The sequence below is a fragment of the Diplocloster hominis genome (assembly GCF_032380655.1).
Lineage (GTDB): Bacteria > Bacillota > Clostridia > Lachnospirales > Lachnospiraceae > Diplocloster > Diplocloster hominis.
On sequence record NZ_JAWDIY010000045.1, the window covers coordinates 25,098 to 38,889 of the forward strand.

At 52.3% G+C, this 13,792-nt stretch carries 11 protein-coding genes and 1 pseudogene; 11 read left to right on the forward strand and 1 reads right to left on the reverse strand.

Features of this window, described 5'->3' with window-relative positions; all coding sequences use genetic code 11:
* Window positions 1-109: 109 nt before the first annotated feature.
* The 10 genes from ABC831_RS23800 (at window position 110) to ABC831_RS23845 (ending at window position 11,241) form a co-directional block, all read left to right on the forward strand.
* Window positions 110-367, forward strand: coding sequence for a hypothetical protein (locus ABC831_RS23800; RefSeq protein ID WP_343250561.1), 258 nt, complete (start codon window positions 110-112; stop codon window positions 365-367).
* A gap of 104 nt (window positions 368-471) precedes the next feature.
* Window positions 472-2,223 (forward strand): potassium-transporting ATPase subunit KdpA, encoded by a 1,752-nt coding sequence (gene kdpA, locus ABC831_RS23805; protein WP_343250562.1) that lies wholly within the window; start codon window positions 472-474, stop codon window positions 2,221-2,223.
* Between the two features lie 14 nt (window positions 2,224-2,237).
* Entirely contained in the window at window positions 2,238-4,307 is a 2,070-nt protein-coding gene (gene kdpB / locus ABC831_RS23810) for a potassium-transporting ATPase subunit KdpB (protein ID WP_343250563.1), read from the forward strand.
* A gap of 15 nt (window positions 4,308-4,322) precedes the next feature.
* Window positions 4,323-4,454: a hypothetical protein gene (locus ABC831_RS23815; protein ID WP_343250564.1), complete on the forward strand. Its 132-nt coding sequence runs from the start codon at window positions 4,323-4,325 to the stop codon at window positions 4,452-4,454.
* A gap of 35 nt (window positions 4,455-4,489) precedes the next feature.
* On the forward strand, window positions 4,490-5,095 hold the full coding sequence (kdpC, locus tag ABC831_RS23820) for a potassium-transporting ATPase subunit KdpC (RefSeq protein WP_343250565.1): 606 nt from the start codon (window positions 4,490-4,492) through the stop codon (window positions 5,093-5,095).
* Between the two features lie 147 nt (window positions 5,096-5,242).
* The gene (locus ABC831_RS23825) at window positions 5,243-5,662 is read left to right on the forward strand and encodes a potassium channel family protein (RefSeq protein WP_343250566.1); all 420 of its coding nucleotides are present in this window, start codon (window positions 5,243-5,245) and stop codon (window positions 5,660-5,662) included.
* A gap of 36 nt (window positions 5,663-5,698) precedes the next feature.
* Window positions 5,699-6,364: a potassium channel family protein gene (locus ABC831_RS23830; RefSeq protein WP_343250567.1), complete on the forward strand. Its 666-nt coding sequence runs from the start codon at window positions 5,699-5,701 to the stop codon at window positions 6,362-6,364.
* Window positions 6,365-7,873, forward strand: coding sequence for a TrkH family potassium uptake protein (locus ABC831_RS23835; protein ID WP_343250568.1), 1,509 nt, complete (start codon window positions 6,365-6,367; stop codon window positions 7,871-7,873). It abuts the gene before it with no gap.
* Window positions 7,837-10,542 (forward strand): ATP-binding protein, encoded by a 2,706-nt coding sequence (locus ABC831_RS23840; protein ID WP_343250569.1) that lies wholly within the window; start codon window positions 7,837-7,839, stop codon window positions 10,540-10,542. Before ABC831_RS23835 ends, ABC831_RS23840 begins: the two co-directional genes overlap by 37 nt.
* Window positions 10,543-10,548: 6 nt before the next feature.
* The gene (locus ABC831_RS23845; protein ID WP_343250570.1) at window positions 10,549-11,241 is read left to right on the forward strand and encodes a response regulator; all 693 of its coding nucleotides are present in this window, start codon (window positions 10,549-10,551) and stop codon (window positions 11,239-11,241) included.
* A gap of 87 nt (window positions 11,242-11,328) precedes the next feature.
* Here the strand turns inward: ABC831_RS23845 and ABC831_RS23850 are convergent, their stop codons facing one another.
* On the reverse strand, window positions 11,329-11,661 hold the full coding sequence (locus tag ABC831_RS23850) for a cyclic-di-AMP receptor (RefSeq protein WP_343250571.1): 333 nt from the start codon (window positions 11,659-11,661) through the stop codon (window positions 11,329-11,331).
* Window positions 11,662-12,201: 540 nt separating this feature from the next.
* Here ABC831_RS23850 and ABC831_RS23855 point away from each other — a divergent pair.
* Window positions 12,202-13,792, forward strand: a pseudogene (locus ABC831_RS23855) (hypothetical protein); the annotation flags it as partial.

Consider the following 13,792-nt stretch of genomic DNA (forward strand, 5'->3'; position numbering starts at 1 on the left):
TGTTAACAGAATCTTAATGCCGTATAAGGAAAGCGATATGCTTTCTTTATTTTTTTTGTGCTAACCTTTAAGTGTAGAAAAGATAAAGTCATTAAAGGGGATGTTTCCTATGTTAGCACAGAGTAATTTTCAGACCATACCAGAAACCTATGGATACCAACCGGTACCATTGAGGAAGAGAATCCGCAATCTTCTGAAATTCAGAGAGAATGCGAAATATCAGGAATTCATCGATGCGCATCCGTTTACGGTTTTGCTTCTGGGACAGTTTGCGATCGCGGCAGGACTGGTCATATCAGTGAGTGTCCTGACCACTATCTGTGCGGTCCCGGTATGGCTGATCTGTAAACTACTGGGAGTTATGTAAAAATGGAGGTAGAAGTCTATGAGTGTAATGCTAGGTTTTATTGGATTGACAGCAGTATTTCTATTTGTGTATTTGACGATTATCTTGCTGAGAGGTGATAAGCTATGAGCAATGTGGTGATTCAATGTGTGTTATATCTGGTGATTTTGGTAGCGCTTGGAATCCCATTGGGCAAATACATGGGAAAGGTGATGAACGGGGAAAAGGTTTTTTTGTCGAAAGTCCTGTCCCCGGTGGAAAACGGAATCTATAAGCTTTTACATATCGACAGAGACGAAGATATGACCTGGAAAAAATACGCAGTGTGTGTGGTGGTATTCAGTGTTATAGGCTTTATTTTTTTGCTCGTCCTGTGTCTGGGACAGGGAATCCTTCCGCTGAACCCGGAAAAATTCGGCGGCCAGTCCTGGCACCTTGCCTTTAACACGACGTCCAGCTTTGTTACCAACACAAACTGGCAGGCGTACTCCGCGGAGAACCCTTCCGGCGGCTTGAGCTATTTCACGCAAATGCTTGGATTAAATGTCCAGAACTTTGTGTCGGCCGCAGCCGGAATCGCGGTGCTGTTTGCACTGATCCGTGGATTCCTGAGAGTGAAGAAAAAAGGCCTGGGAAATTTTTATACGGATATGACGAAGATTATCCTTTATATCCTGATGCCGATCTGCCTGATTTCCGCGGTTGTATTGGTGTCCCAGGGGGTTCCCCAGACATTCCGCGAATATCAGGAGGTAGATCTGCTGGAGCCTGTCACATTGGAAGACGGTACGGTGGTTACGAAGGAAGTTATTCCTTTGGGACCGGCAGCGAGCCAGATCGCGATCAAACAGGCCGGTACCAACGGCGGTGGATTCTGGGGACTGAATTCCACTCACCCGTTTGAAAATCCCACTCCGCTCAGCAATATGTTTGAGATGATCCTGCTTTTGCTGATACCTGTCGGACTATGTTTTACGTTTGGCCGTAATATAAAAGATATGCGTCAGGGCCGGGCGGTCTTTATCGCTATGTTCCTGATGCTGGTGGCGGCACTTGGCATCATTGCCTTCAATGAACAGGCGGGAACGCCTCAGCTGGCGCAAAACGGGGCGGTAGACATAGCTGCCGGAGCGGACCAGGCAGGCGGGAATATGGAAGGCAAGGAGACCAGATTCGGTATTGCCACGTCATCCACCTGGGCCGCATTTACCACGGCGGCCTCCAACGGTTCGGTAAACTCCATGCATGACAGCTATACCCCCATCGGCGGTATGATACCCATGCTCTTAATGATGCTTGGAAAAGTCGTGTTCGGAGGGACCGGCTGCGGGCTGTACGGGATGATTGGTTTCGCGATACTGACCGTATTTATCGCCGGGCTGATGGTGGGCAGGACACCGGAATACCTGGGCAAAAAGATCGAACCTTTTGAGATGAAGATGGCTGTGCTGGTGTGCCTGGCCACACCGATTGGAATCCTGATCGGCAGCGGGCTGGCCTGCCTGCTCCCGGCTACGGCGGACAGCCTGAATAATCCGGGCGCCCACGGCCTGTCGGAGATCCTGTATGCGTACTCCTCCGCAGGAGGGAACAATGGGTCCGCCTTCGCCGGCTTCAATGCGAATACACCGTTCATAAATGTCAGCATCGGACTGGTCATGCTGTTTGTACGTTTTCTGCCCATGCTGGCTACACTGGCAATCGCGGGAAGCCTGGTACAGAAGAAAAAAGTGGCAGTCAGCGCGGGAACACTGCCCACCCACAACGCGATGTTTATATTCCTGCTGGTTTTCATCGTTCTTCTGGTAGGTGCGCTGAGCTTCTTCCCGGCACTGGCGCTTGGACCGATCGCTGAATTCTTTCAAATGATTGCTTAGTGGAGGCTGTAAAAATGAGTGAGAAAAAGAAAAGTATATTTTCCGATAAAAAAATAATGACACGGGCGCTGAAGGATTCCTTTGTCAAGCTGGATCCCAGAGTGCAGATCAAAAACCCGGTCATGTTCATGGTCTATGTATCAGCCATATTAACCCTGGTACTGTTTGCCTTCGCGTTGGGCGGCGTAAGAGACACGCAGCCCGCATTTATCCTGACCGTTTCTGTCATCTTATGGCTTACCGTGCTGTTCGCGAATTTTGCGGAAGCCATCGCCGAAGGGCGCGGAAAGGCTCAGGCAGATACGCTGCGTGCCAACAGAAAGGACGTGACCGCCAATAAAATCCCGTCCCCGGATAAAAAAGATAAAATCCAGCACGTTCCGTCCGGAAATCTGGTAAAAGGCGACATTGTATATGTAAGGACCGGGGAACAGATCCCCGGTGACGGCGAGGTGATCGAAGGCGCGGCATCGGTAGATGAAAGCGCGATTACCGGTGAATCCGCGCCGGTGATCCGTGAGAGCGGCGGGGACAGAAGTGCTGTGACAGGCGGGACCACCGTGGTATCCGACTGGCTGGTGATTCGCATTACCAGTGAGCCCGGCGAAAGCTTCCTGGATAAGATGATCGCCATGGTAGAAGGGGCCGCCAGAAAAAAGACGCCCAACGAGATCGCCCTGCAGATCCTGCTGGTCGCTCTGTCCATGATCTTCCTGCTGGTGACAGTGGCCCTGTATGCCTACTCCCATTTTTGTGCAGGGCAGATGGGACAGACGAACCCCACGTCTGTGACCGCGTTAGTGGCACTGTTGATCTGCCTGGCGCCCACGACCATCGGTGCGCTGCTGTCGGCCATCGGGATCGCCGGAATGAGCCGGCTGAATCAGGCCAATGTTCTGGCTATGAGCGGACGCGCCATCGAGGCAGCCGGTGATGTGGATATCCTGCTGCTGGATAAGACCGGTACGATCACTCTGGGTAACCGGCAGGCCGACGAGTTCATTCCGGTAGACGGCAAAGATAAGAGGGAACTTGCGGATGCGGCCCAGCTGGCTTCCCTGGCGGATGAGACCCCGGAAGGAAGAAGCGTGGTGGTACTGGCCAAGGAAGAGTATGGAATCCGGGAGAGAAAGATCGGTCAGCTGCATGCCCAGTTTATACCTTTTACCGCTAAGACCAGAATGAGCGGAGTGGATTATGAAGGCAACGAAATCAGAAAGGGAGCAGCCGACGCCATCAGAGAATATGTGATATCCAGGGGCGGCTCGTTCAGCAGTGAATGCGAACAGATTGTGACGGACATCTCCAAACAGGGCGGAACACCGCTGGTGGTGGCTAAAAATGGGAATGTTCTGGGCGTGATCCACCTGAAGGATATTGTAAAACATGGAGTAAAGGATAAATTTTCGGATCTTCGGAAGATGGGGATCAAGACCATCATGATAACCGGAGACAATCCTCTGACGGCATCAGCCATCGCTGCGGAGGCCGGTGTCGACGACTTCCTGGCGGAAGCTACCCCGGAAGCAAAATTAACCATGATCCGCGATTACCAGGCCCATGGCCATCTGGTGGCCATGACCGGAGACGGGACCAACGACGCTCCGGCTCTGGCCCAGGCCGATGTGGCCGTGGCCATGAATACCGGTACCCAGGCGGCCAAAGAAGCCGGAAACATGGTGGATCTGGACTCCTCACCGACGAAGCTGATCGAGATCGTGAAGATCGGCAAACAGCTGCTGATGACCCGCGGCGCCCTTACCACTTTCAGTATCGCCAATGATGTGGCCAAATACTTTGCTATCATACCGGCTCTGTTTGTCAGCCTGTATCCGGGGCTGCAGGCACTGAACATCATGAATCTGCACAGCGCTCAGAGTGCGATAATCTCAGCCATCATCTATAATGCGCTGATCATCGTGGCACTGATCCCGCTGGCGCTTAAGGGGGTCAAATACCGGGAGGTGCCCGCTTCGAAAATGCTTTCCAAAAATCTGCTGGTCTATGGGCTGGGCGGGATTCTGATTCCGTTTCTGGCGATTAAGCTGATCGATGTATTGATTGTGGGATTGGGAATTCTGTAGGAAGTGATCCGGGAAATGTATTTCAGATATTCATTCAAACAGATTTTAAAAATGTTCCGGTACGCGGTGATCATACCGCTGGTGACCGTATTGTCTGCTATGATTCTGCTTGGGATCATACAGACAATCGTAACCGAATGGCTCTGAATATGCAGCTTTCAAATGTAAATGGAGGAAAAGTTATGAAAACATTAAAAGCAGTCGTTCCGAAAATGCTTGGTTTTTTCGTTTTACTGATGGTTATCACGGGATTGATCTATCCGCTTGTTGTAACCGGTATTTCAAAACTATTTTTCAATGATAAGGCAAACGGTTCTATCATAGAAATCGACGGTAAAAAATATGGAAGTGCCCTTCTGGCCCAGGAATTCACATCCGATGATTACCTGTGGGGCAGAATAATGAACCTGGATACGGGGACTTACACCAACGATGAAGGTGAAATACTGGTTTATTCCTGGGCTTCCAACAAAAGCCCGGCAGGGGAAGAGCTGGAAGGTATGATCGCCGAAAGAGTGGAGAAGATTAAGTCCGCGAATCCGGATAGAGAAGGAGAAGCGATACCGGTTGATCTGGTCACCTCCTCGGGCTCCGGACTGGACCCTCATATTTCTCCTGCTGCGGCTGAGTATCAGGTGCCGAGAATCGCAGAAGCCAGAGGAATATCCGAAGATGAGCTAAGACAGGTGATTGCTCAGTATACGGACGGAAAATTCCTGGGGATTTTCGGGGAAAAGCGGGTTAATGTATTAGAAGTCAACCTTGCGTTAGACGGCATTTTAAAGTAGAATAGTGGCGTAAATTGCAAAGCCGCTATCTTTACACAATCTTAACATCTGCCGTGACAAAATGCATGGTATCTTAATTCCTTTACTTATATAATAATATTATCAAAGGAAAGGAAGGAACGCCTTATGTTTAAGAATAGCCATATAATGAAAAAGAAACGGCAGACGGCGCTGGTGATCGGTTGCGGAAGATTAGGCGCGAACCTGGCCGGCAGCTTATGCGATAAGGGGTATGATACGATCGTAATCGATAAGGACGAGACGGCATTTGGGCAGCTTCCTGATAATTTCGGCGGATATCAGATCACCGGTGATGGAACGGATAAGAATCTGCTGGAAAAGGCCGGAATCGGGAACGCAGATATGGTGATCGCGGCCACCGAGCGGGATAATATAAACAGTCTGGTGTGCCAGATGGCGGGGAGGATCTATCAGGTCCCCAATGTATATATGAGGCTGAACGATCCCAATATGGAAGATATTATCGAAGGCTATGGAATCCGGGTGATCTATCCGTTCCGCCTTTCGGTAAATGAATTTGAACGTCTCAGCCATGCAGAGGCATAAGAGAATGAATAAATTGAAGTCTGGAAGTGTGAAGCAATGAACATGATAGTGGCCGGAGGAAGGACAAAAGCGGATTTTCTGATAGCCAATCTGCTGGAAAAGCATCACAGGGTCGTGGTGATCAACGACGATGACGAGTTCTGCAAGTATCTGGCATACACCCACAACCTTCCGGTAATCTGCGGGGACCCGTGTAAGAAATCCGTCATGGATGATGCGCAGATCGAGGGTTTCGATGTGCTGATTGCCCTCAAACCGGATGATGCCGATAATTTTGAAATCTGTCAGATGGCAAAAAAACTCTATCACATAAAAAAGACCGTCTGTGTCGTTTCCAATCCGAAGAACGTGGAAATATTCAGAGCACTGGGGATTAACACCGTGATCAGCGCGACCTACGAGGTGGCCCACATGATCGCGGAGGCCACCACGCTGGACAATTTCAGGAAAACGCTGGAATTGAAGGAAGATCAGATCGTGTTAACCGAACTGCAGGTGCTTGATTCATATCCCGTCTGCAGACGGCAGATTAAAGAACTGGATATTCCGGAAAATGTAATCATCAGCTGTATCATCCGGGAAAATCGTATGATCGTTCCGAATGGCTCCACAAGGATACAGGAAAAAGATAAATTGCTGGTGATATCGTCGAAGCTTGGACAGCAGGAGATGATCCATCAGTTTTCAGGAGGTAATGAGTAAATGCCTCGGAAACAGTCACACGGAAACGGATACCGGCTGATCATCCGGTATCTGGGAATAACAAGTATTCTGGTAGGGGTAGCGTTACTGCTGCCTCTGCTTTTGCTGCCGGTGTATCCGCAGGAAGCGGAATATGCCAAATGTTTCCTGTTGCCGGGTATCCCTGCGGTTATCGCCGGATATCTGGTTTACCGGCCTTTAAAGGAGGAAGCCTGGGGCAGGCTGAAAAAGAATCAGGCGGCGATGATCGTTACGCTGTCCTGGGCACTGGCCATTCTGGTCAGTGCGGTTCCGTTTATGATGACCGGTAATTATAATTTTACGCAGTCGGTATTTGAGTGTACCAGCGGTTACAGTACTACCGGACTGTCCGTAGTCAATGTGGAGGAGGCCCCCCGCCTTTTTTTGATGTTCCGGAGTATCATGTTATTTGTGGGAGGTGTGGGATTGGTTCTGGTGGTCATGTCCGTCATCACCGATTATTATGGTATGCGGCTGTTTGAGGCGGAAGGACATGACCAGATGGCTCCCAATCTGGGTAAATCGGCCAGGGTAATTATTTCCATCTATTCCGGTTATATTATCAGTGGGACCATACTATACATGATTTTCGGAATGAACTGGTTCGATGCCCTGAACCATTCCATCGCCGCTGTGTCCACCGGAGGCTTTTCCACGAAAGCGGCCAGTATCGGCTATTATCAGAATCTGGGGATCGAGATCGTAACGATCGTGCTGATGCTCCTGGGCAGCACCGGATTCCTGGTCCACCTGGCGCTGGTGAAAGGGGAATTTAAGAAGGTAGTTTCCCATTGCGAATTCCGGTTTCAGTTAGTGGTCTACCCGGCGGCCATCGCAGCGGCGGCCGTATTGATGCTTCGCCAGTTTGCTATATCGGTACCGGAGAGCATTCGAAGCGCGGTGTTTCAGGCGGTTTCCGCCATGACGACCACGGGGTTTCAGACGGTAGACAGTTTCCGGGCATTCAGCCCGGCCCTGATGCTGCTCATGACGCTTCTGATGCTGATCGGCGGCGGGGCAGGCTCCACAGCCGGAGGGATCAAGCAATACCGGGTATATCTGGTAGTCAAAGAAATGCTATGGACGTTACAGGACCGTCTGTCGCCGGGGCGTGTGATCCGGCCCAGAACCGTCAACCGGTGCGGGGATAAGCTGATACTGAAAGAGGAAGAAAAAAGTGCGGTCAGCAACTACTTTGTCCTGTATATATTTTTATTTATGATCGGGACATTTATCTTCTGCTGCTATGGGTATTCGGTGCAGGATTCCATGTTTGAATTCTCCTCAGCGATCAGTACGGTGGGACTGTCGGCAGGGATTACCGGCTATGATGCTCCGGCCGGCGTATTGTGGACAGCCACCGCGGGGATGTTTATCGGAAGGCTGGAAGTGTACATAGTGCTCATAACAGTTCTGAAAATGATGATTGATACAGGAAAGAAGGTGCAGGGATGGAAAAGAGGAATCCGGAACAGATTCTTAAAATGATACAGGAACAGGATCGGGAACGGGATGAAAATCATGGAAAGCTGAAGATTTTCTTTGGCTATGCAGCGGGGTCCGGGAAAACCTATACCATGCTGGAAGCCGCCCATGACCTGGCCAGATCCGGTGTGGACGTGGTATCCGGGTATATAGAGCCCCATACCCGTCCGGATACCATGAAACTGACGAAAGGTCTGGAAGCCCTGACACCCAGGTCTGTGGAATACAAAGGGATCACGCTCAGGGAGTTTGATCTGGACGCCGCGCTCCTTCGGAAACCGCAGGTGATCCTGGTCGATGAGCTGGCCCATACCAACGCGCCGGGCTCCAGACACCCGAAGCGCTACCAGGATATTCAGGAACTTCTGGACGCGGGTATCCATGTATATACCACTTTAAATGTACAGCATCTGGAAAGCTTAAACGACATTGTATCCTCTATCACCCATGTGATCGTCAAGGAGCGGGTGCCGGATTTTATTTTCGATGAGGCGACCCAGGTAGAACTTGTGGACATCGAGCCGGAGGAACTGCAGGAGCGGCTCAGGGAGGGGAAAATCTATGATGCCTCCAAGGTGGAGCGGGCCTGCACGAACTTTTTTACCAGCGAAAACCTGACAGCCCTGCGTGAAATCGCACTGCGCCGGTGTGCAGACCGGGTTACCAAACATATCATCCGGGAAAAAGAGATCAGCCAGAAGCAGGAATATTACGCGGGAGAACATATCCTGGTATGCATATCCGGGTCTCCCAGCAACGCGAAAGTGATCCGGACCGCGGCCAGGATGGCACAGGCCTTTCATGGCAACTTTACCGGGCTTTTTGTGGAGACGACGGAATACGAGCAGGAGAACAAGAAGCTGAAGGCCCCGCTGGACAATAATATCAAGCTGGCCAAGCAGCTGGGGGCCAACATAGCCACTACCTACGGCCAGGACATCGCCCACCAGATCGCCGGATACGCCAGACAGGCCGGCGTGTCCAAGATCGTAATCGGCAGGAGTGTCAGAAAGAAAACCTGGTTCAACAAAGACCTGAATCTGATCGAAAAGCTCTCACTGCTGGCACCCGAGATCGATATCTATATTATTCCGGACGTATCCGCTGAGGCGGTCAAAAGGAAATTTTCCGGAATAAAAAAGCCGGAGCTGCTGGACGGCGTCAGGACGGCTGCCATTCTGGCGGCCTGTACCATGGCCGGCCTGCTGGTGAAAAAGTTCGGAATGACGGAAGCCAATATTACATCCATCTATCTGCTGGGCGTACTCATCGTGGCGGCCATAACCAGGGGCAGGATTTACGGTGTCGTCGCTTCCTTCCTAAGCGTGGTAATATTCAACTTCTTTTTTACCGTTCCGGTCTACACGTTCCGTTTTTACGATAAGAACTATATCTTTACGTTTATCGTCATGTTAGTCGTCTCGCTCATCATCAGCTCCTTTGCCATAAAGCTGCAGAATCAGGCCATGCAGGCGACCAAGACTTCCGTTCGGACGGAGATCATGTTCAATACCAGTAAAATGCTGCAGAAAAAGCAGGATATCGAAGGAATATTCAGCGGTACGGCGCGCCAGCTGACCGAATTGCTCCACAAGACCGTTGTGTTATATCCTGCCCTGGACGGGAACCTTTCCCGTCCGGTATTCTTCGGCAGCCCGGAAGAACAGGCGGAGGCAAAAAGGCTGCTGGACAATGAATATGAGCAGGCAGCCGCACTGTGGGTATTAAAAAACCGCCATTCCGCCGGCAGGACTACCGACACGCTGCCCTCCAGCAAAGCGATGTATATCCCGATCCGAAACGGCAGCCAGGTATTTGCGGTAGCAGGGATTGAACTAAAGGAGGGAGAGGTGCTGGAGGCTTTCGAGAGAAACGTCATGAAGGCCATGCTGACGGAAGTGGCTTTTGCCATCGAAAAAGTAATATTGAATCAACAAAGAGAAGAAATTATGGTACAATCAGAGAAAGAAAAGCTGCGCAACAACCTGCTGCGTTCCATTTCCCATGATCTTCGGACCCCGCTCGCCGGTATCACAGGAAGCGCCAGCTTCCTGCTGGAGAGCTACGAGAAATTAGATCAGGAGAGCAGGGAATCCCTGCTGCGGGATATTCTAAATGATTCCACCTGGATGAGCAATCTGGTAAACAATCTGTTAAATATGACCAGAATCCAGGACGGCCGTTTGAGCATCCAGCATGAGGACGAAGTCGTGGAAGATATCGTCAGCGAAGCGGTATCCAGGATGGAACGGCGCCTGGGCAGCAGGACGCTTGATATCGACCTGCCGGAAGAACTGCTGGTCATTCCCATGGATGGCCAGCTGATCATACAGGTACTGGTGAACCTGATGGAAAACTCCATGAAGCACACAGCCCAGGACGGCACGATCCGGATTCATGTATACCTGACCGAAGATGAGAGGGGCAGAGAAAACGCCCGCTTCGAGGTGACCGATAACGGCAGCGGTATCGACGAAAAAATTCTGGATACCATGTTCGACAGCTTTGTCACATCCGGTGCTTCCACTGCCGACGGAAAAAGGGGAACCGGCCTGGGACTAAGCATCTGCAAAGCGATCATTCAGGCACACAATGGAAGTATCCATGCATATAACAACGATGACCAGGGAGCGACGGTATACTTCCTGCTCCCGGCAAAAAGAGAGGACTGACGGCCGATGACAAATACAAAAGGACTGGTACTGATCATAGAAGATGACAAAAGCATATTAAATTTCCTGGGAATCTCCATGAAGACAAACGGATATTCCTACGACATAGCGGAAAACGGATTGACCGGCATCTCCCTGTTCATGACCAACAAGCCGGATCTCATCCTCCTGGACTTAGGCCTTCCCGACATCGACGGAACCGAGGTTATCAAGCAGGTACGCATGACCTCCAAGACCCCAATCATCGTCATCTCTTCCAGAGGACAGGAAAAAGAAAAGGTGGAGGCCCTGGATCTGGGCGCTAACGACTACCTGACCAAGCCCTTCAGCGTCAACGAGCTGTTTGCCCGCATCCGTGTGGCCATGCGCAGCACCTACCCCATAGAAACCGCGGACGAAATCTTTACCCTGGACGCCCTGAAGATCGACTTCGAAAAGCGCCAGGTATTCATAGACGAGGAGGAGATCCACCTCACCCCCATCGAATACAAGATCCTGGTCCTCTTAGTTAAAAATGCCGGCAAGGTCCTGACCCACACCTACATCCAGAACGAAATCTGGGGCTACAGTGAATTCGGAGAACACCAGTCCCTGCGTGTCTTTATGGCTAACATCCGGCGTAAAATCGAAGCAGACACCAACCATCCCCGCTACATTATGACTGAGGTGGGGGTCGGCTACCGCTTCGTGGACCGGTGAGGTTTCATATATGTCCGTTCACAGCCTTCCAGGCACCAGCCGGCCTAAGCGGCACCCTTTTCTTCTCCCCGGGGCCTAAGTTAACTATCAAACCTTTTCATACCGGTCCACGTCCACCACGAAGATGACTGCGCCGCCCACGTCTATCGTGACGGGGATGACCGTACAGTTCCCGGGAGGGGCATTTTCTGTGTACGGCATGTTGTACATGACCTGTTTGCGCTTTCCGCATTCGGCTTTTATGATGGTGATAGCTTCCTCTACCCGCTCTTCTTCGGTTCCGATCATAAGAGTTGTGTTGCCTTTGCGCATAAAGCCGCCGGTGGTGGCCAGCTTAGTGACGCTGAAGTGATTCAGGGTCAGTTCCTCGGTGACATTTACACTGTCATCCGAATGGATAATTGCGAATACGATTTTCAACCTGATGACCTCCTTTCTGCCCATTGCATTCATGGATGGAATATCACGATATGTTTCGTTGGAATCATATGGCTGCTAATGGTGTCTGAATGATGCGGCAATTGTCACGTGATATTTCAGAATACATTATAACATATTTTTATCATAATCCCAATCATGTTCCGGCAGATGCTTAGGAACAACCCTGGTGCATCCAAGACTACCAGCCAGTACTTTCTCAGGAAGTTCACTTCCTCAATTTCCGTCTCGTCAGAATAGTTTTTTCATTTTCTTCCGTTGGTCCCCCAAAAGAGCGATTTCGCTAGCCCCGAATAGCCATGTCCTGAGGTTCTAAAAGCACGCCTCTTCGCCGAAGTGTACAAAAAAATTCCGGCTTAAGCTCTGTGAGAACGGCTTAGGCTGTTTTTCTTGCGCACAGTGCTGAAATAATGGGATAATCAAACAAAAAGTACCGTCGCCGCTGCGGTGTCCCACCCAAAGGCGTGTACCGGGGGCCGCTCTTCAAGGCGGAGGCTTCCGGGAAGAAAAGGAGGAACGATCATGAGAAAGAAACAGGGCTGGAAACGGCTGTTATCGTTGGCGCTTTGCGTGAGTATGCTCTTAGGCCTGCTGCCATCCAGGGCGGTTGCGGAAAGCGCGGAGAACCTGAAGTCGAGCGTGAACAGCGCTTCTGTCGTGGAGGGGGAGACTCCGTCCGCGCCGGAGCCGTCCCCTGAGGGGGACAAGGCCACGGCGTATTCCGATGCGTCCAGCCAGCCGGCGTCTGGTTCGGCCGGCACACCGGCCTCTGAAAGCGCAGCGCCCTCTGGTTCCGAAAGTGATTTGCCCACGGAGGGTATTCCTGCGCCGGGCCCGGACAGTACCCCGACACCAGGCTCGGACAGTACCCCGACACCAGGCCCGGACAGTACCCCGGCCTCCGGCTCCGACAGCACCTCCCAGAATGGAGACACCCAGAACAGCGGCTCCCAGAACAGTACCTCCCAGAGCGGCGGCATCTCTGTCCCTGACGTAGAGCTGGGCATGGATTCTTCCTCCTCCAAAGACCCTGCCGGCGACAAGGAAAACGGCCTGAACGCGGCGGACCTGCCGGAAGGGGATGCGCGGGCCGCGTCCGATGACCAGCAGGTGTGGAACGCGGTGTTTACCCCGGAAGAGGACGGAGAGCCCGTGGCTGCTTATGACGACGGCATCACCGTCATGCCCATCGTGCTGACGGACGGCATGACGCTGCCGGTGGCCCAGGGCGCGGCGGGTACGCTGACGGTTCCCGCAGACGTAAATAACCTTGTGCTTACCGGTCCTGGACTTGAGAATCCGATTACCAGCAAAGGGAAGATCCGCATCGATAACACAAACGCAACGTCGCTGTCCATCGCGGACCTATCCATGAGCGCCGGGGCGGAGGACGCCTTTTTGTCCGACCTTCACTCCCACAACCTGAACTTAAGCCTCGACAACGTGCTGCTTACGGGAGGCACGGGAGGCTCGGGCATCGACGCCGGGGACGCGGGGGTAACCCTGAACGCCTCGAACAGCGTCACCCTCGCCGGCGGCACCGGAGAGGAGGCCGGCGGCCACGGTATCCGCGCTGCAAAAAGATTGGAGATTAACGGTTCTCTCAACGCCCAAGGCGGCAACAGCGGCAATGAGGCGGGCAGCGGTATCGTCGCGGGCCGGCTGGTTGTGAACGGCTCCGCAGCGGCCAAAAGCGGTGAGGGGGCAACGGGCAGCGCGGCGGGCCTGTTCCTCACCGGATCGAATAATCTGGAAATTAATGAAAACGCTGTGTTGACCCTCACAGGGGAAACGGGAATCCAGAACCCCGGCGGCCGGAACATGAGCCTGTCGGGCAGCCTAACGATCGACGCGAAGGGCACCGTGCTCACCGGCGGCACCGTCATCTTTACCAGTCCGGCGGCAACGCTCGCGGTGCAGTCCGCGGCGGGCCGCAGCGTCATCCACGTGGCGTTAAACGCCGGTTTGGCGGCGGATCATGAGCTGTATTCCACGGGCGGCGTGACGCTGAACGTGGATAAAACCACGGCCACCGTCACAGCGGCGGGCACCGTGGCAGTGGGCGGCCCCCAGGTGTGGAACGCGGAAAAAAACGGACTGGCGGCTTACACCG